The following is an 18,059-nucleotide window of genomic DNA, read 5'->3' on the forward strand; positions in this document are numbered from 1 at the left end:
CGGCCTGTACGGCACTCGGAGGCTTTCTATTGAGCTGTATCGCCCTGCAGGGCTTCTGCTATCTCACTGACCGTGCTGCGGGCAGTGCGGGTGACGCCGATCAGGGTGGCCGATGCTGCCCCGGTCCATTCGCCATAACCGACCAGCCACAGCCCGGGCTGTTTGAGCGCGCGGGTTCCATCGACAGCGATCCTGCCGTCGGCCTCCAGCACATTCAGACCTTGCAGATGATCAAGCGCCGGGCGAAAACCCGTGCACCAGATCACTGCATCCACGGCCTCACGGCGACCATCGGCCCACTCCACGCCCTCTTCCGTGAAACGCTGGAATGGCCGCTCGGCCACCAGCACGCCGCGCTCGCGGGCCTCACGGACGGGTTCAACCATCACGATATCGCCCAGGCCGCCCACCGGCTGATCGATCACGCGGCCTTCCTGCTGGGCCTTCCAGCGTTCGGTGGCGCGCTCGAACAACACCCGGCCATCGACCTCATCAGGCAGAAAAGCCGGCGGCTCCGGGGTGATCCACAGGGTGTCGGCGACTTTGGAGACCTCGGCGAGAATCTGCGCCCCGGAGTTGCCACCGCCCACCACCAGCACTCGCTTGCCGGCAAAAGCCTGCGGATCGCGATAATGCGCCGAGTGCAGCTGCTGGCCGGCAAACTGCGCGCGGCCTGGGTAGGCCGGGATAAAGGGTTTGCTCCAGGTGCCGGTGGCGCTGACCAGGGCGCGACAACGCCACTGCCGAAGGCCGGCCTGCACCACAAACAGTTCCCCCTGGCGTGTCACGGCATCGACATGCATCGGTCGCAGAATGGGCAACTGATAGCGGGCCTCGTACCGGGCAAGGTAATCGATCACCGCATCGCGGTACGGGTAGCCAGGCTTCTGGCTGGGCATCTGCCAGCCGGCGATGGAGCTCCAGGTTGCCGGGGAAAACAGCCGCAGCGAATTCCAGCCATGCTGCCAGGCGCCGCCGGGTTGCGCCTGGTCATCCAGCAGCAGATACGACAGCTGAGTGCGACGCAGAAAGTAGCCGGTGGCCAGCGCAGCCTGACCACCGCCAATCACCAGCACATCCAGCGGTGCTTGCGTCGTCATGCAGTCGCTCCTAGGTTGCCTGCCACAGCAAGCGGCCCGTCAATACATATGGTTTACAATATATACGGATTTAAATATATTCGCCAAACCGAATTTTAATGGCGCACCGTGGCAATGACGTCGAAAACCCGAGTGTTGTTTCTCTGTGTGGCCAATGCCGCTCGCTCGCAGATGGCCGAAGCCCTGCTGCGCCACACCGACCCCGAAAATTATGAAGCCTTCAGCGCCGGCACAGTGCCGGGAGAAGTCGATCCCCGTGCGCGCCTGGCGCTTGAGCAACTGGGGGTGAGCTGCGAGGGCCTGCACAGCAAGCCTCTGGAAGACTTCGACGGTCAGCAGTTCGATTACGTGATCACGCTGTGCGACAAGACTGCCTTCGAGTGCAGCACCCTGCCGGGGGCCAGTGAGTACATCGCCTGGGACTTCGAAGACCCGGCCAGCAGCCGCCAGCGCGACGCCTACAAGACCACCCTCCAGCAGATCCACGAACGCATCAGGATGTTTGTGCTGGTCAAGAGCAAGGCCCCTTCACCCGTGCAGATGCTCGCACCGGTCAGCCTGTTCAAGTGTCTGGCCGATGACACCCGCGCCCGTATGACCCAGCTGATCGTGGTGGAGGGTGAATTGTGCGTCTGTGAACTGACCGCCGCACTGCAGGAAAGCCAGCCGAAAATTTCCCGCCACCTGGCCCAGCTGCGCAGCTGCGGCCTGCTGCAGGATCGCCGCGCCGGACAGTGGGTCTACTACCGTCTGCACCCGCAACTGCCGGCCTGGGTCGGCGAAACCCTGACCCAGGTGCTCAAGGCCGATGACCCGCAACTGGCCGAAGATCGCCTGCGTCTGCACAGCATGCGCGACCGTCCCGATCGCACATCACTGTGCGGCTGATCTACCGGCACCCGGAGAACGTCCATGACCGTTGAATTGCCCAATATCGACCCCGAACTGCTGGATCTGCCCAGTCAGGCAGCGCCGGTACAACCGACTGCTACACACAGGCCGCGCATACTGCTGCTTTACGGCTCCAACCGGGCGCGCTCCTACAGCCGCCTGCTGACCGAGGAGGCCGCGCGCCTCCTGCAGCAGTTCGGCGCCGAGACGCGAATATTCAACCCCAGCGGCCTGCCCCTGCCGGATGACGCCCCGGAGGACCACCCCAAGGTGCAGGAGCTGCGTGAACTGGTGCTGTGGAGTGAAGGCATGGTCTGGTGCTCGCCCGAGCGCCACGGCGCGATGGCCGGAGTGTTCAAGGCACAGATCGACTGGATTCCGCTGAGCATGGGCGCGATCCGTCCGACCCAGGGCAAGACTCTGGCACTGATGCAGGTAACCGGCGGCTCCCAGTCGTTCAACGCGCTGAACCAGATGCGCGTACTCGGCCGCTGGATGCGCATGTTCACCATCCCCAACCAGTCCTCCGTAGCCAAGGCCTGGCTCGAATTCGACGAAGCCGGACGGATGAAGCCCTCGGCCTATTACGACCGGGTGGTGGATGTGATGGAAGAACTGGTCAAGTTCACCCTGCTGCTGCGTGACCGCACCGACTACCTCGTGGATCGCTACTCCGAACGCAAAGAGTCCGCCGAGCAGCTGTCCAAACGGGTCAATCAGGCATCCATCTAATCAGTTGCAGGATCACATCATCATGCCCCACCCTTTCGACACTCTCGACATTCCTGCCCGCCCCGGTCGGCTGATCTTTACGCCCTGCCCAGGCACCAGGGACGGCAGCATCGATCAGGCCCTCGACACACTCAAACAGGCCGGCGCCGAGGCAGTGCTGACCCTGATGCCATCCGCCGAACTGGCGCAAAACGCGGCCAGCGATTTGCCTGTGCTGTGCGCCGCGAAGGACCTGCTCTGGCTGCATTTACCCGTGGCTGATGAACAGGTGCCGCAGGCAGATTTTGATGCGGCCTGGGCGGCGACCATTGTGCAGATTCAAGAGCTGCTGGCGGCTGACAGGGCCATCGCCATTCACTGCAAAGGGGGCTCTGGACGCACCGGTCTGGTTGCCGCACGCATCCTGATCGACTGCGGCCTGCCGCACGCCGAGGCCGTTGCGATGGTTCAGACCCTGCGTCCCAAGGCCATTCAGCACCCCGCTCATGTGAGCTGGCTCGAACGCTTCGGCCAATAGGCAGCCGTCATGCTCAAGACCTTTGCCCTGTTTGCCGTCACGGCCCTGGCCGAGATTGTCGGTTGCTATCTGCCCTATCTCTGGCTTCGTCAGGGCAAGAGCGCCTGGCTACTGGTACCGGCCGCCGCGGCACTGGCTTTGTTCGCCTGGCTGCTGTCGCTGCACCCGACCGCTGCCGGACGCGTCTACGCAGCCTACGGCGGCGTCTACATCGGTGCGGCGATCCTCTGGCTGTGGCTCGTCGACGAAATCCGCCCCACCGGCTGGGATCTGCTCGGCTCTGCCGTGGCCCTCACCGGCATGGCCATCATCATGTTCGCGCCTCGAAGCGCCTGACACAGGGGAATCAGCATGACCATCAAAGTAGGCATCAACGGCTTTGGCCGTATCGGGCGACTGGCCCTGCGCGCGGCATGGGGCTGGCCGGAACTTGAGTTCGTACAGATCAACGACCCCGCCGGCGATGCCGCAACCCACGCCCACCTGCTGAATTTCGACTCGGTGCATGGCCGCTGGCAGCATGAGGCGGGCAGCGCTGACGACTGCATCGTCATCGAGGGCAGGCGCATCAAGGTCACCGCCAACAAGGCCATTGCCGACACCGACTGGAGCGGCTGCGATCTGGTGATCGAGGCCAGCGGCAAGATGAAGACGGTTGCCGTGCTGCAAGGCTATCTGGATCAAGGCGTTAAGCGCGTGGTGGTCTGCGCGCCAGTGAAAGAGTCGGGCGCGCTGAATATCGTCATGGGCGTCAACGATCAGCTGTTCGATCCTGCCCGGCACCGCATCGTCACCGCGGCGTCCTGCACCACCAACTGCCTGGCGCCGGTGGTCAAGGTGATCCATGAGGCGCTCGGCATCCGCCACGGCTCGATCACCACCATCCACGACCTGACCAACACCCAGAGCATTCTCGACACTCCCCACAAGGACCTGCGCCGTGCCCGCGCCTCCGGCATGAGCCTGATCCCGACCAGCACCGGCTCGGCCACGGCGATTGCCGAGATATTCCCGGAGCTGCGCGGCAAGCTGAACGGCCATGCGGTACGCGTGCCGCTGGCCAACGCCTCACTGACCGATTGCGTGTTCGAGCTGGAGCGAGCGACTACGGTAGAAGAGCTCAATGCGCTGCTGAAAGCCGCTGCAGACGGTCCGTTCAAGGGCATTCTCGGTTATGAGGAGCGCCCGCTGGTTTCCATCGACTACCGCACTGACCCGCGCTCGTCGATCATCGACGCGCTCTCGACCATGGTGGTCAACGGCACCCAGGTGAAGATCTACGCCTGGTACGACAACGAGTGGGGCTACGCCAATCGCGCCGTGGAACTGGCGCGACTGGTCGGCTCGACTCAATAAATCACCACGTCCTGTTCCACTGCTCCGGTGGAAATGCTGCGCGATTTCCACCCTACGCCGGATCGACCCTCTCCCATGCCCAGCCTCAGCCGACTTTCCCCTGAAATCCGCCAGTACCTGCTGGTCACCGGCAACTACTGGGCCTTCACGCTCACCGACGGCGCGCTGCGCATGCTGGTGGTGCTGCATTTTCATGGCCTGGGCTACACGCCGCTGCAGATCGCCGCGCTGTTCCTGTTCTATGAAATATTCGGTGTAGTCACCAACCTGCTGGGTGGCTGGCTGGGCGCGCGTATCGGTCTGAACCGCACCATGAACATCGGCCTGGGCCTGCAGGTAGCGGCGCTGCTGATGCTGACGGTGCCGGCAGCCATGCTCACGATCCCCTGGGTGATGGCCGCGCAAGCGCTATCCGGCATCGCCAAGGACCTGAACAAGATGAGCGCCAAGAGTTCGATCAAGATGCTGGTCGCCGATGGGCAACAAGGCACGCTCTACCGATGGGTGGCGCTGCTGACCGGCTCGAAGAATGCGCTCAAGGGTGCAGGGTTTTTCCTCGGCGGCGTGCTGCTCGCCGTCATCGGCTTTACCGGCGCGGTGCTGGTGATGGCTGCCATGCTGGCGCTGATCTGGCTGGCCAGCCTGTGCCTGCTGAAAAAGGATCTGGGCAAGGCGAAGATCAAGCCGAAATTTCGCGACATCCTCTCCACAAGCCGCGCCATCAATATCCTCTCGGCGGCGCGGCTGTTTCTCTTCGGCGCCCGTGATGTCTGGTTCGTGGTGGCCCTGCCGGTCTACCTGTCAGCCAGCTTCGGCTGGGACTTCTGGCAGGTCGGCGGCTTTCTCGCGGCCTGGGTGATCGGCTACGGCATCGTGCAATCCTTCGCGCCGCATTTCACCGGCAAGCGCAGTGGCAGGGTGCCGGATGGTCGCGCCGCCTTCATCTGGGCCGCACTGCTGGCCGGCCTGCCGGCAGTCATCGCCCTGGGCCTGGGCAGCGAACTGCCGGCGCAACCCGTGCTGATCGGCGGCCTCATGCTGTTCGGCGTGCTGTTCGCCATCAACTCGTCGCTGCACAGCTACCTGATCGTCAGCTACGCCAGGGAAGACGGCGTATCACTGGATGTCGGTTTCTACTACATGTCCAACGCGCTGGGTCGGCTGCTCGGCACCCTGCTCTCGGGGTGGGTGTTCCAGGTGCACGGGCTGGAGGCCTGCCTGTGGGTATCCAGCGCCCTGTTGTTGCTGGCCGCGCTGATCGCCATCGGCCTGCCGCGGCATGCCGTCACGCTGAACTGAGCCGGATAAGCGCGATACATTTGGTCTGTCAAAGGCCTGCTCTGGTAATTGGCATCGCGGTCTTTACCGCCTGCTTCTGAGATGAGAAACCCATGCCTCGGCTCGTGCCGCGAGGTCATGATCGAGCCGTTCTGGCTGAACGCTTCAGCTGCCTTTATCGACTGATGGAGTACCCATGCCCGCTTGCGAAAAAATCCTGCTGCTTTATACCGGCGGCACCATCGGCATGCAGCAGAGCGCCACAGGACTGGCGCCCGCCTCCGGTTTCGACAGCCGCATACTCGCCCGGCAGCAAGAGCAGTCGCTGGAGTTGCCGCACTGGCAGTTCCACGCGCTGCAGCCGCCCATCGACAGCGCCAACATGAATCAGCAGCACTGGCTGGCCATGGCCGAGGCCATACGCCACGCCGTCGAGGCCGATGGCTGCGAGGGCGTGCTGGTACTGCACGGCACCGATACCTTGGCCTACAGCGCCGCCGCCCTGAGTTTTCTGCTGCTGGGGCTGCCGCTGCCGGTCTTGTTGACCGGCTCCATGCTGCCGGCGGACGCACCCGGCAGCGACGCCTGGGCCAACCTGTTCGGTGCCATGCAGGCCCTGCAAGCAGGCATGGCGCCCGGCGTACGACTGTATTTCCACGGCAGGACACTGCACGGCGCGCGAGCCAGCAAACTGGGTACGGCAACGCTCGACGCCTTCGACGTTGCGCCACGCCTGCGCCAGAGCGAGCGAGCTGCACAAATCCCGGCCACCCTGGACTATCGCCAGCAGCGCCAGCCGGTCAACCTGGCCGTACTGCCGCTCTATCCTGGAATCCAGGCCGCTCAGTTGCAGGCGCTACTCGACACGGGCGTGCAGGGGCTGCTGCTCGAATGCTACGGCAGCGGCACCGGGCCAGCCGAGAATGATCAGTTACTGACGGCGCTGCACAGCGCCCATCGACGCGGCGTGGTGCTGGTGGCCATCAGTCAGTGCCCGCAGGGGCATGTGGAGTTCGGCCTCTATGCCGCCGGCAGCAAGCTGGCGAGAACCGGGCTGATCTCGGGCGGCGGCATGACCCGCGAAGCCGCACTCGGGAAACTGTTCGCCCTGCTTGGCGCGGGTCTCTCACAAGCCGAGGTGGAACGCTGGTTTGCGCTGGACCTGTGTGGCGAGAACGCTGACTGACCATCAGTCACAGCACCGGCAACACGATCCAGAAGCGGCTGCCAACGCCCGGCTCGCTCCAGACGCCGATATCGCCGTGCATCAGCCGGGCATATTCCAGGCACAGCGACAGCCCGATGCCAGCCCCCAGAATGCTGGAGTTTTCCCGGCCCAGACGCTGGAAGGGCTCGAACATCCGCGCCTGCTGGGCTTCGTCGATGCCCAGACCGCTGTCTTCGACGACCAGATGCACTTGGTCATTCTGCCGCTCGACAGCCAGCAGAACCCGTCCGTCCGGGGTGTTGTACTTGATGGCATTGGACAGCAGGTTGAGCAGTACCTGACGCAGCCGTCGCGGCTCGGCCAGCACCTGCACCGGCGCAGCCGGCAGATCGAACTCCAGATGCAAGCCCTGACGCCGCACATCGAGGGCGACCAGTTCGGCACATTCACGCACCAGCGCGATGACCTCGACCCGCTCCAGCTGCAATCGCGGAGGCTCGGCCTGCAGGCTCGACCAGTCGAGAATATCGCCCAGCAGTTGGTTGAGATGCCGGCTGGCCAGCAGGATTTCGTCGAGATAATCGGCAGCCTCCGGGTCGGCTTCCTCCGAGCAGTCCATGCGCATCAGTTGGGCAAAGCCGAGAATCGCATTGAGCGGCGTGCGCAGTTCATGACTGATGCCGGAGATCAGGTGAGTCTTGGCCTCGTTGGCGGTCTGGGCCTGTACAGTCGCCTGACGCAGGTCTTCCTCGACCCGCTTGAGCGCATCGATATCCACATAGGTGCCGGCCACCAGCACGGCCTGCCCGGTCTGCGGGTCCCGCTCAAGCACACGACCACGGCTCAACAGCCAGTGGTAATCGCCCAGGGCGTCGGCAAAGCGAAATTCACTTTCGTAACGCAACGCGCCCCCGCGATGCATGCGCTCCAGCTCGGCGCGCATGCGCGGCAGGTCGGCGGGGTGAACGCGCTGCAGAAACTGCGCCTCGCTGAGCCGCGACGAAGGCAACCCGAAGCGCGCCGGCAGGCGTCCGCGAAACTGCAGCGTGGCACTGCGCAGGTCGCTTTCCCAGAGGCTTTCGGTGGCGCTTTCCAGCACCAGCTCCAGATGTCGCTGCGCCTGCGAACGCTGTGCTTCGCTGAATTCCAGCTGGCTGCCGATGGCCTGGGTGTGGCGTGCCAGATCGTTCAGCTCGCGGATATCCGAGGCCGCCGGTTGCGGGCGCCAGTGGCCCAGGCCGATCTGCCCCATCATTTGCGAAATGCTGGCGATAGGTGCCAGCAGCGACTCGCTGAGGCGGCGCGCGCGCAGCCACATATAGGCGAAAAACGCCAGGTAGAACAGCACCAGCCCGGCGATCAGCAGATAGCCGATCTGCTGGTAGCGGCTGGCCAGGGTGTTGGTCTGGCTGAAGACCTGGGCTTCATCGACCACGGCCAGCAGATACCAACCGGTGTGCTCGACTCGGGTCCAGGCGACGAGCTGCTGCTGGCCGCCGAGGCTCAAGCGCTGCACACCTTCATCATCGGCGGCAACGGCCTGCGCCAGCTCGCGGGTTTGGGGCCGGCTGCCAAGGCGAAAATCCTCGGGCTTGAATACCTCGCGACGAATCGCTTCCTCGTAGGAGTGGTCGGTCAGTTCGTCGAGTCCGAAGTCCCGTTCACCGGCTTCGGGCAACACCATGATCTTGAGGTCGTGGCTGACCAGCATGGCATAGCCGTTCCACGGCAGGCGCAGGCTGGCTATCTGCTGCAACAGGCCGCTGACAGTGATGTCGATGCCATTGACACCTTCGAGGAAATCGCCGTTGTAGACCGGCGCGATGGCCGACATCATCCAGCCGTGCCCGGCTGGATCCAGGTAGACATCGGTCCAGACGACCTTGCGCATCGGGTTGTGCCAGGCGTTGGCCAGGTAATAGAAGTTGTAGCTGGGAATGTCCATGTCCGGCGGATACTGACCGGCAGTATCGAACCAGGGGTAGATGTGGTTGTAGCTGTCCCAGGTATTGAAATAGAGGCTGGCGATCAGCGGATTGCCGGCGTGCAGTTCCTTCATCAATGAATCGAGGCGTTGCAGCTGCCCGACCTTCTCCAGATCCTGCTGCACAGACGCGGTGGCCGCCGAATAGAAACTCGCCGCGCCGCCTTCGTCGCGCGGGCTGTAACGCACGCCACGACTGTCCAGATTCAGCAGCGCAGGCAAACCACCACCGGCCAGCAGCGCCTGCTGGGTGAGGTTGCGGTACAACTCGGTAGTGGTCGCGACCTGTTGCAACTGCTGGTCGATGATCCGCGCTTCCATATCCACCGATGCCTGCAGATCGGCCAGCGCCGTCTCGCGCAGATGCTCGATCTGCGCATCGCGGATGGCGTTGTTGGTCAGCAGATAGACGGCGATCAGCACCACCTCGACCAGCACCAGCGGGATCAGCGCACTGTGTACGAAGGCGCGCCAGATCCATTGGCGCATGCCAGCCGGTTTTTTTGCAGTCACCACAGCGCTCCCGCGATCACCTCATCCATGGCCTGCACGCAGCCCCCCAACGAACATGCCTCAGCGATTCGCCAGATCGATCAGCTCGCTGCGCCAGTCAACGCCGCGCGGCAGCGCCAGAAAGGACGGGTTGAGGTAGCTCTCACGCGCTTCGTAGGTCAGCGGTGCACCGCTGACGGCCAGCACTTCCCCACCGGCACCTTCAAGCACGCCCTGGGCGGCGGCGGTATCCCACTGAGAGGTCGGTGCCAGTCGCGGATAGCAATCAGCGGCGCCTTCGGCCAATAGGCACAGCTTCAGCGAGCTGCCGACATTGGCCAGCTCCAGCTCGCCGAAACGCTGGCGCAGCCCGTCGAGCAGGCGCTCCTGCGCTGGGCTGGAATGGCGACGGCTGGCGACTACGGTAAAACCCTGCGCCGGACTGTGGCGCACCTGCAAGGGCTGCACGCCGCCCTCGGTATCGGCCATCCAGGCGCCGAACCCGGTGCCGCCATAGTAGCAGCGACCATTGGCCGGAATGCCCACCACGCCGAACAGCACCCGGCCCCGCTCGATCAGTGCGACATTGACGGTGAACTCTTCGCTGCCGGCGATGAACTCCTTGGTGCCGTCCAGCGGATCCACCAGCCACCAGCGCGTCCAGCCGGCGCGCTCGGCCAGGCTCAGCGCACAGTCTTCCTCGGACAGCACCGGAATGCTCGCATCCAGCGCTCGCAGGCCATCGGCCAGCAGGTGATGCGCCGCCAGGTCAGCCGCCGTGACCGGCGAGGCATCGGCCTTTTCATGCACCTGCACGCCGCTGCGCCAATACGGCAGGATGACGCGCCCCGCCGCTCGGACCAGATCGATCACCGGCGCCAGATAAGGATGGCTCACTGAACGAACTCCCCGCGCTGGGTCAGCAGATCACGCGCCAGATAGAGCGCGGCCAGTGCGCGGCCTTCGCTGAACTGCGGGTTCTGGATCAGGCTCGACAGCTCGCGCAGATCGACCCGGTCGACACGCATCGGCTCCGGCTCGTCGCCGGGCAGCCGCTCGGGATAGAGATCGCGGGCCAGCACCACCTGAATCCTCTGGCTCATGTAACCGGGCGACAGCGACAGTTCGGCGAGCAGCTCCAGCTGGTGCGCGCCGAAGCCGGCTTCTTCCTTGAGCTCGCGGTTGGCAGCATCCAGTACGCTCTCGCCCGGCTCGATCAGGCCCTTGGGCAAGGAAAGCTCGTAGGTGTCGGTGCCGCCGCAATACTCCTCGATCAGCAGCGCCTGGCCGTCGGCATCGAGCGCGACGATCATCACCGCGCCATAGCCGGCGCCCTTGCCGACCAGCCGTTCGTAGGTGCGCTCGACACCATTGGAAAAACGCAGCTGCAGCTCCTCGACACGGAACAGGCGGCTGGTTGCGACGATCTCACGGGCAAGCACGGTAGGTTTCTGGCGCATGACAGGTTCCTTGAAACGCGATCCGCAATCATAACCCGGCTTGTCATAGGGCCTGTTGACGTTTCATCACATCCGCGCCGGAGCCTGTTTTAGCGCGAAGCAAGGCACGAGGAGCGAAGTTTGGTCGTTCCAAATAAGCGACGAGAAACGCTGCATCGCGCAAAAACAGGCCCGGCCCTCCGGGTTGCGCGGCAAATGTCGCCATGCGGCGTTGCGGGACTTGGCAAGGGAACCACCATTACCTGCGTCCCGCGCCTTGCCTGGCGGCATTTGGCGCAGCAACGCGGATTGTGCTGAAACATCAACAGGCCCTCACTGCGAACGCTTTGCATCGAACCGACCGCTGCCGCACCATTGCACCCCTGCCGAACCACAAGAGCCTGCCATGACCACTTCCCTGCCCTGGTCCGAAATCGATACTGTCCTGCTGGACATGGACGGCACCCTGCTGGACCTGCATTTCGATAATCACTTCTGGCTCGAATTCCTGCCCCGCCGCTATGCCGAGCTGCACGGCATCAGCCTCGCCATGGCCGAGCTGGAACTGGCCCCGCTGTTCAACGCGCATCAGGGCCAGTTGAGCTGGTATTGCCTGGACTTCTGGACGCGCGAACTGAACCTGCCGATCCGCGAGATGAAGCGCGAGATGGCCGACCTCATCGCCCTGCGCCCGGCAGCCGACCAGTTCCTCGCCGCGCTGCGCGAGGCCGGCAAGCGCGTGGTGCTGATCACCAATGCCCATCGCGATTCGCTGTCGCTGAAGCTCGAACGCATCGAGCTGGCGCCCTGGTTCGACCGCCTGATCAGCTCCCATGACTACGGCTTCCCCAAGGAACAGGCGCAGTTCTGGTATGCGCTGAAAACCGACCTGGAATTCGATCCGGCGCGCGCGCTGTTCATCGACGACAGCCTGCCGATACTGCGCAGCGCCCGCGACTTCGGCGTCACGCACCTGCGGGCGGTCAGCCAGCCGGACAGCCGGCACGGGCAGAAAAATACCGAGGAATTCGCAGCCGTTGGCGATTACCTGGAGCTGATTCGCAGCCTGCAGGGCTATCCTGACTGAACAGTCGCACCCGCTTTACCAATCAATTGCCGAGTCTGCCCATGAATATTCCACGCCCTCCAGCCTTGTCCCCGAAACGCAATACCACGACACCCGTGGGCGCCAGCGGGCAATATCGTTTCCAGGCCATTGGCCAGACGCTGCCGGAAACCGTCGAGCTGGCCGAGGAATGCGCGCTGGCCATCGCCTACAACGGCATCAGCCAGGCGGTGATGATGGTGTCACCCGCCGACCTGGAGGATTTCGTGGTGGGCTTCAGCCTCGGCAGCGGCATCGTCGAGCGGGCCGGCGATATCTACGACATCCGCATCAGCGGCGCGGGCGAGGGCCGCCAGGCCGAGGTCGAGATTGCCAGCCGCGCCTTCTGGGCGCTCAAGCAGCAGCGCCGCCAGCTGCCCGGCAACGCCAGTTGCGGCCTGTGCGGGGTCGAGGCACTGGAACAGGCGCTGCCGCAGTTGCAGGCTTTGCCCGGCGCGCCGCTGCCACCGGCGCACTGGCTGGATGACCTGCGCCAGCGCATCAGCGAATTCCAGATACTCGGGCAGAGCTGCGGCGCGGTGCATGCCGCACTGTTCATGGACGCCCAGGGCGAGATTCGCCTGAGCCGGGAAGACATTGGCCGGCACAACGCATTGGACAAGCTGATCGGTGCCATCAACCGCATCGGCCTGGACATCGTCGGCGGCGTGGCGGTGGTCACCAGCCGCTGCAGTCTGGAACTGATCCACAAGGTCCAGCGCGCCGGCATTCAGACGCTGGTCAGCCTCTCGGCACCCACGGGCCTGGCGACGCGCTGGGCGCAGCGGCACAACCTCAACCTGATCCATATTCCCCATCGCAGTCCGCCACGGGTGTACAGCCCGCTGTCCGCTGTCGGCCTGCGATCAAGGCCCTGACTGCCGGGGCCAGACACCTTCCACGACCGCTTCGCCTTTCAAAAGTTCCTCATATAAATCAAAAAGTTAATTAAAGCGAAGGGCATCACACCTTTCGTCCGCCAACGCTTGCACAAGCACCCGTCGACAGCCGAGGATCGCGCCGTCATTCCTTCTGAGGTTTCACCATGAAGTACTCCTCGATCCTGCTGTTGTCCGCCAGCCTGCTCGGCAGCAGCGCCTTTGCCGGAAGCAACACCGAAGCCGCCGTAGGTGGCGCGCTGGGAGGCGCGCTAGGTTCGGTGGTGGGCGAACATCTGGGCGGCTCCACGGGTGCAGCCATCGGTGCAGGCGTGGGCGGTGCAGCCGGCGGCATGGTCGGCGCCGACAAGCGCAGCCGTACGGAGGCGGCCATTGGCGGCGGACTGGGCGCCGCCGGTGGCAACGTGGTGGGCCAGCGCGTCGGCGGCAGCACCGGCGGGCTGATCGGCGCAGCAGTGGGCGGCGGTGCGGGCGGCGCGATAGGCAATGCCTACGGCGACGAGGATGACCACCGCTCCGACCGCCGCCGCGATGACCGCCGCTACTATGGGCCTCCCGGCAAGGCCAAAGGTCATTACAAGCACAAACATAGACACAAGCACGGCCACCGGCACTGAAGCGGGCATGGCGGCCACTGATCACACAGCCCCACCTTGTCCACCGCGCTATCTCGCTGGATCAGCGCGAACCGCAGAAAGCAGAAAGCCCGCCGAAGCGGGCTTTCTCTGACCATTCCAAATCCGTCTGAATTGCCTTCCTGGCGTGGCCGATCATCCATGATCCTGAGCGCGTCCTGCGCTGCAGAGATGGGCATAGATTAAGCCTCGTCCCGCAGCGGCTGAAGCAGCGATAAGCGCGACGGCGTGTAAGCCTTTCGCCATATCGACAGCGCCATTTTCCCGCACGGCCCATGGCCTTCCCAACTCATTGCTCACCGGACGCTCACGTTCGCGTCCCGAAGCGTGCCGGAACCATCCGCTATCATCAGCGCAATTGTTCGCGCAGCAAGTCCATCGACCGCTGCCATCGGTTTCGCATCGATGCATTCTCCTGTCACGAAGCGGGCCATTCCATTCTTTGATCTACGCTGTAGCTGAATCGCTCCGATGCGAACAGGAACACCCTGCCGTTTCTCCACCACCCAGGGAAACAGACGATGCTCGACGTACAGCTGTATCGCTACAACCAGGAACGGGACGCCAAGCCCTACATGCAGTCGATGCAGGCGCCCGAGGAATTTCGCCAGCGCATGGTACTGGATGTTCTGGAATACCTGCGCGAAACGGACCCTTCGCTGGCCTACCGCCGCTCCTGCCGCGAAGGGGTGTGCGGCTCGGACGGCATGAATATCGGCGGCAAGAACCGCCTGGCCTGCATCACACCCGTAGCCGACGCCCTGGATGGCGCGGGCCGCCTGGTCATCCGACCGCTGCCCGGCATGCCGGTGGTGCGCGATCTGGTGGTGGACCAGAGCCTGTTCTTCAAACAGTACGAACGCATCAGACCCTGGCTGATCAATGACCAGCCGGCACCTGGCATCGAACGTCTGCAATCGCCCGAAGAGCGTGCCCGGCTCGATGGCCTGTACGAATGCATCCTTTGCGGCTGCTGTTCGTCGCAGTGCCCATCCTGGTGGTGGAATCCGGAAAAATATATAGGCCCGGCCGGGTTGCTGCAGGCCTGGCGCTTCATCGTCGACAGCCGGGATACGGCAGCGACCGAGCGCCTGGCGGATCTGGACGATCCCTTCAGCGTGTTTCGCTGCCGCAGCATCGGCAATTGCAGCTGGGTCTGTCCCAAGGGGCTCAACCCCATGGGCGCCATTGGTCATATTCGGCGCGAGCTTTTGCAGCGGGGCACCTGAAGGATATCGCCTCGTCGCAGGATCTAATCCTTGCCTCGCTCCTCCTGCCGGGCGAGAAACTCCTCCTGCAACAGGGCATCGGTGACCTGCTGTGGCTCCTCTTCGAGCAAGGGATCATCGAGATAGCCGCTGGCGATCACTTTCGCATCGAGCTTGCCCATCAGATGACCGATGGCGCTGTGCATCTTTTCGGCGGCCCCGTCGACCGCCAGCTGCAGCGACTCGGCCTTGTGCGTCACCGAAAGCGGCTGATGACCCTTGGGCCGCGCTTCGATCTGGCAACGCTTGTCAGCGGCGCCGGCCTTCTGCGCGTTCTCGTCGCCGACATGAACTTCCACCCGCATCAGGAAATCGTCGAAACGTTCCAGCCGCTCCTGCACTGCGGCACCAACCCATTGATGGAGCTCGGCACTGCCTTCGATATGGTTGCTTCTCACCTGGATCTGCATTCGCTCACCTCTTTCGTGATACATCTCAAGGTTCGAGGATGCGACCTGCGCCGAGGTTCAGAATGATCGGACGGATCACCTCAGCAATACCAACGAGCCTATTGGCAGGCCGCTCTTATCGCTGCCCGGACGTCCTCGCCTGCCGATCGGCCCTGCCGCCCAGATACCAGCCCAGCACGGCCCAGACCGCTGCACAGCCGGCGCCCACCAGACCAATCAACATGGCACCCTGGCCGAGCATGTCCAGCAATGTCTTGGCCCAACCGCTGAGGGCGTCGCCGCCGCGATAGACCACCGTATCGATGAAATTCTTCGCCTTGTACTTGCTCTCGGCATCCAGTGGCGCAAAGAGCATTTCACGGCCCGGGCGAACGAAGGCGTACTCGCCGATACGTCGCACGATCATCACCGCTGCCAGCACGGCAAACGTAGGCGCCAGCGCCAGGCCGAGAAAGCCCAGGCAGACCAGTCCCGGCACCACCGCCAGCAGCACCCGCACACCGAGCCGCTGGGCGATGTGCCCGGTGATGAACAATTGCGACAGCAACGCACCAGCCTGTACCACGAAGTCGATGGCACCGAATACCCGCACCTGCTCGGCACGGTCGGGAAACAGCTCGGCCACCAGCCGCGCCTGCTCGAAATACAGAAAGGTGCTGGCAGCGGTCAGTAACAGTACGAATGCCGCGATCCCCAACAGGTAGCGCGAACCCAGCACCCGCGTCAGCCCGCTGAAGGGATTGCCTGCCACCGGACGGCGCGGATTTTCCGCTCGTTCGGCATCGGGCCGCCCGGCACCAGCCACTTCCCGCCAGGCCATCAGGTAATGCTTGAGCGCCACGGCCACGGCCAGCAGCAGTGCCGCCAGCAGCATCAGACCGAACGCCCCCATCACACCCACCAGCAGAGCGCTCGTCGCCGGACCGGCGAGACCGCCGACGCTGGCGCCCGCGGCGATGAAGGCGAACAGACGGCGCGCCTGGGGCGCATCGAACACATCGGCCATCAGGCTCCAGGCCACCGAAACCACGAACAGGTTGTAGACCGAGATCCATACATAGAACACCCGCGCCAGCCAGACGCTGTCGCGCAGGACGAAGAACAGCCCGGCGAACAGCAGCAGGTTGACGCAGAAGAAGCCGTAGACCCAATCGATGTAATGGATGCGCGCCACGCGCGAATTGAGCCAGGCGAACAGCGGTACCGCCACCAGCATGGCGAGGAAGGTCGCGGTAAACAGCCACTGCAGGTTTTCCACCCCGCCCTGGATACCCATCGACTCGCGGATCGGCCGTAGCATGAAATAGCCGGAGAACAGGCAGAAGAACAGGCCGAAACCGGCCAGCGCGGCCCTCGATTCGCCGGGACGGGCATTGATCAGCCTGGCCAGGCGCGACCGGTTCGAAGTCACAAGCATCTGCCAGGCTCAACCGAAGGCATCGGCGATCAGCTGGCGTTGCCGTGCATCCGGCAGACGGCCCTGCCCGGCCAGCAGATTGTCGGCCATATAGCGCGGGGTCGAAGTCGCCGGAATCACCGCGGTCACCGCCGGCTCGGCGAGAATGAACTTGAGCGCCAGCTGTGCCCAGGAGCTCGCGTCGAGTTCGACCGCCCAATCGGGCAACGGCTTGTTCCTGACCCGCCCCAGCAGGTTGCCCCGGGCGAACGGTCGGTTGATCAGCGTAGCGATGCCGTTGTCGGCGCAGTACGGCAGCAGGCGCTTCTCGGCATTGCGTTCGCCGACCGAGTAGTTGAACTGAACGAAATCCACCTTTTCGCTCTTGAGCACATCGAGCAGCCGCTCATGGGCCGACTCCACATAGTGAGTCACGCCGATATAGCGGATGCGCCCTTGCTCTTTCAGTTCGCGTAGAAGGCCGAGCTGGGTGGCGGTGTCCTGCAGGTTGTGCACCTGGATCAGGTCGATGGTGTCGCTCTGCAACGCCTCGAAGCTGGCCTCGATCTGCGCCAGCCCGCGCTCGCGACCGCTGGAGGAAACCTTGCTGGCGAGAAATACTCGCTCACGCACAGCGCGCCGTGCGACCAGCTCGCCGCTGACCGCTTCGGCATTGCCATAACTTGGCGCGGTATCGATCAGCTTCGCGCCGCCCTCGACGAATATCCGCAGCACCTCCAGCAGCGCATCCATCTGCGAATCATCGAGGCTGACGTCATGGGTGCGCGAAGTACCGAGACCGATCACCGGCAGCATCTCGCCTGTGGCGGGAATCCGTCGCTGGCGCAAGGGCTCCGCCCACGCCAGGGCTGGCAGAAGCGGCCCCAGGGCAGCGAGCGCGGCGACAAGTGTGGAACGCTGAAGTAGTTGACGACGCGTCTGCATGGGCGTGTTCTCCAAAGGGCTGCACGAACCTGGCGATTGAGTATGGTCGACATCGCGAAGGCCATCAGCTGATCGGAGACCAGAGGGTTTTCCTTTTGTTTCAGGCTGCTGCCGCACGCCAGCAAGCAGCCATCTGGCGGGCCGGGCAAGCAGTGCTGGCAATATGCCTCCAGTTCGGTTCTACTGCGACGCGCCATTGGCACCAACGCTACGCAGTATCGAGACAGGCATGCCCAGCCATACCCACAGACCAAGCAGTCAAACCCCGGCAAACCCATCAGCGACCACGCCGTCAGAAGCGCACCGGCAACGGCGAAACAGACTGATCAGCCTCGGCTATGCGCTGGGTTTGTTGCTGATCTTCCTCCTCAGCCTGCTTCTGCTGCCTGCCGATACCGGCCTGGGCAAGCTGCTGTGGGGCTCGCTATAGGCAGGCCCGCACAC

At 64.0% G+C, this 18,059-nt stretch carries 19 protein-coding genes; 12 read left to right on the plus strand and 7 right to left on the minus strand.

The features are described from left to right. Positions 1–26: 26 nt before the first annotated feature. Positions 27–1,100: an ArsO family NAD(P)H-dependent flavin-containing monooxygenase gene (locus ACYCFC_RS15470; RefSeq protein ID WP_459652150.1), complete on the minus strand. Its 1,074-nt coding sequence runs from the start codon at positions 1,098–1,100 to the stop codon at positions 27–29. A gap of 114 nt (positions 1,101–1,214) precedes the next feature. Between ACYCFC_RS15470 and ACYCFC_RS15475 the strand changes: the two genes are divergently transcribed. From ACYCFC_RS15475 to ACYCFC_RS15505, 7 genes are all read left to right on the plus strand, one after another. Continuing rightward, positions 1,215–1,988 carry a metalloregulator ArsR/SmtB family transcription factor gene (locus ACYCFC_RS15475; protein ID WP_459652151.1) on the plus strand — a complete coding sequence of 258 codons (774 nt, stop codon included), beginning with the start codon at positions 1,215–1,217 and terminating at the stop codon, positions 1,986–1,988. Between the two features lie 24 nt (positions 1,989–2,012). Further along, positions 2,013–2,723 carry an arsenical resistance protein ArsH gene (gene arsH / locus ACYCFC_RS15480; RefSeq protein ID WP_459652152.1) on the plus strand — a complete coding sequence of 237 codons (711 nt, stop codon included), beginning with the start codon at positions 2,013–2,015 and terminating at the stop codon, positions 2,721–2,723. A 22-nt stretch (positions 2,724–2,745) separates the two neighbouring features. Next, the gene (locus ACYCFC_RS15485) at positions 2,746–3,240 is read left to right on the plus strand and encodes a phosphatase domain-containing putative toxin (RefSeq protein WP_459652153.1); all 495 of its coding nucleotides are present in this window, start codon (positions 2,746–2,748) and stop codon (positions 3,238–3,240) included. A 9-nt stretch (positions 3,241–3,249) separates the two neighbouring features. Next, positions 3,250–3,576, plus strand: coding sequence for a YnfA family protein (locus ACYCFC_RS15490; RefSeq protein WP_256052228.1), 327 nt, complete (start codon positions 3,250–3,252; stop codon positions 3,574–3,576). Between the two features lie 15 nt (positions 3,577–3,591). Further along, positions 3,592–4,596 carry an ArsJ-associated glyceraldehyde-3-phosphate dehydrogenase gene (locus tag ACYCFC_RS15495; protein ID WP_459652154.1) on the plus strand — a complete coding sequence of 335 codons (1,005 nt, stop codon included), beginning with the start codon at positions 3,592–3,594 and terminating at the stop codon, positions 4,594–4,596. 75 nt (positions 4,597–4,671) lie between these two features. Continuing rightward, positions 4,672–5,895: an organoarsenical effux MFS transporter ArsJ gene (gene arsJ, locus ACYCFC_RS15500; RefSeq protein WP_459652155.1), complete on the plus strand. Its 1,224-nt coding sequence runs from the start codon at positions 4,672–4,674 to the stop codon at positions 5,893–5,895. 175 nt (positions 5,896–6,070) lie between these two features. Continuing rightward, positions 6,071–7,060, plus strand: coding sequence for an asparaginase (locus ACYCFC_RS15505; RefSeq protein ID WP_459652156.1), 990 nt, complete (start codon positions 6,071–6,073; stop codon positions 7,058–7,060). A 7-nt stretch (positions 7,061–7,067) separates the two neighbouring features. Here the strand turns inward: ACYCFC_RS15505 and ACYCFC_RS15510 are convergent, their stop codons facing one another. The 3 genes from ACYCFC_RS15510 to nudE are packed head-to-tail and all read right to left on the minus strand — an operon-like array spanning position 7,068 to position 10,978. Next, positions 7,068–9,539, minus strand: coding sequence for a sensor histidine kinase (locus ACYCFC_RS15510; protein WP_459652157.1), 2,472 nt, complete (start codon positions 9,537–9,539; stop codon positions 7,068–7,070). A 60-nt stretch (positions 9,540–9,599) separates the two neighbouring features. Further along, positions 9,600–10,415 (minus strand): 3'(2'),5'-bisphosphate nucleotidase CysQ, encoded by an 816-nt coding sequence (cysQ, locus tag ACYCFC_RS15515; protein ID WP_181082546.1) that lies wholly within the window; start codon positions 10,413–10,415, stop codon positions 9,600–9,602. Then, positions 10,412–10,978 carry an ADP compounds hydrolase NudE gene (nudE, locus tag ACYCFC_RS15520; protein WP_459652158.1) on the minus strand — a complete coding sequence of 189 codons (567 nt, stop codon included), beginning with the start codon at positions 10,976–10,978 and terminating at the stop codon, positions 10,412–10,414. The genes cysQ and nudE overlap by 4 nt, the downstream gene beginning before the upstream one ends. A 385-nt stretch (positions 10,979–11,363) precedes the next feature. Between nudE and yrfG the strand changes: the two genes are divergently transcribed. The 4 genes from yrfG to ACYCFC_RS15540 all read left to right on the plus strand — a co-directional run bounded on the left by yrfG (position 11,364) and on the right by ACYCFC_RS15540 (position 14,825). Then, on the plus strand, positions 11,364–12,044 hold the full coding sequence (gene yrfG / locus ACYCFC_RS15525; protein WP_459652159.1) for a GMP/IMP nucleotidase: 681 nt from the start codon (positions 11,364–11,366) through the stop codon (positions 12,042–12,044). Positions 12,045–12,085: 41 nt separating this feature from the next. Beyond that, positions 12,086–12,940 (plus strand): formate dehydrogenase accessory sulfurtransferase FdhD, encoded by an 855-nt coding sequence (gene fdhD, locus ACYCFC_RS15530; RefSeq protein WP_181082549.1) that lies wholly within the window; start codon positions 12,086–12,088, stop codon positions 12,938–12,940. 167 nt (positions 12,941–13,107) lie between these two features. Next, positions 13,108–13,578 (plus strand): hypothetical protein, encoded by a 471-nt coding sequence (locus tag ACYCFC_RS15535; protein WP_459652160.1) that lies wholly within the window; start codon positions 13,108–13,110, stop codon positions 13,576–13,578. Positions 13,579–14,117: 539 nt separating this feature from the next. Then, entirely contained in the window at positions 14,118–14,825 is a 708-nt protein-coding gene (locus tag ACYCFC_RS15540; RefSeq protein ID WP_181082551.1) for a succinate dehydrogenase iron-sulfur subunit, read from the plus strand. A 23-nt stretch (positions 14,826–14,848) separates the two neighbouring features. Here the strand turns inward: ACYCFC_RS15540 and ACYCFC_RS15545 are convergent, their stop codons facing one another. The 3 genes from ACYCFC_RS15545 to ACYCFC_RS15555 form a co-directional block, all read right to left on the minus strand. Beyond that, complete coding sequence (locus tag ACYCFC_RS15545) at positions 14,849–15,274, minus strand: HPF/RaiA family ribosome-associated protein (protein WP_181082552.1); 426 nt, start codon at positions 15,272–15,274, stop codon at positions 14,849–14,851. A 115-nt stretch (positions 15,275–15,389) separates the two neighbouring features. Then, entirely contained in the window at positions 15,390–16,691 is a 1,302-nt protein-coding gene (locus tag ACYCFC_RS15550; RefSeq protein ID WP_459652161.1) for an NTP/NDP exchange transporter, read from the minus strand. Positions 16,692–16,700: 9 nt separating this feature from the next. Continuing rightward, positions 16,701–17,615, minus strand: a complete 915-nt coding sequence (locus ACYCFC_RS15555) for an aldo/keto reductase (RefSeq protein WP_181082554.1) — start codon at positions 17,613–17,615, stop codon at positions 16,701–16,703. Between the two features lie 229 nt (positions 17,616–17,844). Here ACYCFC_RS15555 and ACYCFC_RS15560 point away from each other — a divergent pair, with 229 nt between their 5' ends. Further along, the gene (locus tag ACYCFC_RS15560; protein ID WP_181082555.1) at positions 17,845–18,045 is read left to right on the plus strand and encodes a hypothetical protein; all 201 of its coding nucleotides are present in this window, start codon (positions 17,845–17,847) and stop codon (positions 18,043–18,045) included. The last annotated feature ends 14 nt before the right edge of the window (positions 18,046–18,059 follow it).

The organism is Stutzerimonas sp. NM35 (assembly GCF_054604355.1).

Bases quoted from the DNA above. Each gene is read 5' to 3' on its own strand.
- ACYCFC_RS15470 (WP_459652150.1), bottom strand. From the start codon at position 1,100: ATGACGACGCAAGCACCGCTGGATGTGCTGGTGATTGGCGGTGGTCAG.
- ACYCFC_RS15475 (WP_459652151.1), top strand. From the start codon at position 1,215: ATGACGTCGAAAACCCGAGTGTTGTTTCTCTGTGTGGCCAATGCCGCT.
- arsH (WP_459652152.1), top strand. From the start codon at position 2,013: ATGACCGTTGAATTGCCCAATATCGACCCCGAACTGCTGGATCTGCCC.
- ACYCFC_RS15485 (WP_459652153.1), top strand. From the start codon at position 2,746: ATGCCCCACCCTTTCGACACTCTCGACATTCCTGCCCGCCCCGGTCGG.
- ACYCFC_RS15490 (WP_256052228.1), top strand. From the start codon at position 3,250: ATGCTCAAGACCTTTGCCCTGTTTGCCGTCACGGCCCTGGCCGAGATT.
- ACYCFC_RS15495 (WP_459652154.1), top strand. From the start codon at position 3,592: ATGACCATCAAAGTAGGCATCAACGGCTTTGGCCGTATCGGGCGACTG.
- arsJ (WP_459652155.1), top strand. From the start codon at position 4,672: ATGCCCAGCCTCAGCCGACTTTCCCCTGAAATCCGCCAGTACCTGCTG.
- ACYCFC_RS15505 (WP_459652156.1), top strand. From the start codon at position 6,071: ATGCCCGCTTGCGAAAAAATCCTGCTGCTTTATACCGGCGGCACCATC.
- nudE (WP_459652158.1), bottom strand. From the start codon at position 10,978: ATGCGCCAGAAACCTACCGTGCTTGCCCGTGAGATCGTCGCAACCAGC.
- yrfG (WP_459652159.1), top strand. From the start codon at position 11,364: ATGACCACTTCCCTGCCCTGGTCCGAAATCGATACTGTCCTGCTGGAC.
- fdhD (WP_181082549.1), top strand. From the start codon at position 12,086: ATGAATATTCCACGCCCTCCAGCCTTGTCCCCGAAACGCAATACCACG.
- ACYCFC_RS15535 (WP_459652160.1), top strand. From the start codon at position 13,108: ATGAAGTACTCCTCGATCCTGCTGTTGTCCGCCAGCCTGCTCGGCAGC.
- ACYCFC_RS15540 (WP_181082551.1), top strand. From the start codon at position 14,118: ATGCTCGACGTACAGCTGTATCGCTACAACCAGGAACGGGACGCCAAG.
- ACYCFC_RS15545 (WP_181082552.1), bottom strand. From the start codon at position 15,274: ATGCAGATCCAGGTGAGAAGCAACCATATCGAAGGCAGTGCCGAGCTC.
- ACYCFC_RS15550 (WP_459652161.1), bottom strand. From the start codon at position 16,691: ATGCTTGTGACTTCGAACCGGTCGCGCCTGGCCAGGCTGATCAATGCC.
- ACYCFC_RS15555 (WP_181082554.1), bottom strand. From the start codon at position 17,615: ATGCAGACGCGTCGTCAACTACTTCAGCGTTCCACACTTGTCGCCGCG.
- ACYCFC_RS15560 (WP_181082555.1), top strand. From the start codon at position 17,845: ATGCCCAGCCATACCCACAGACCAAGCAGTCAAACCCCGGCAAACCCA.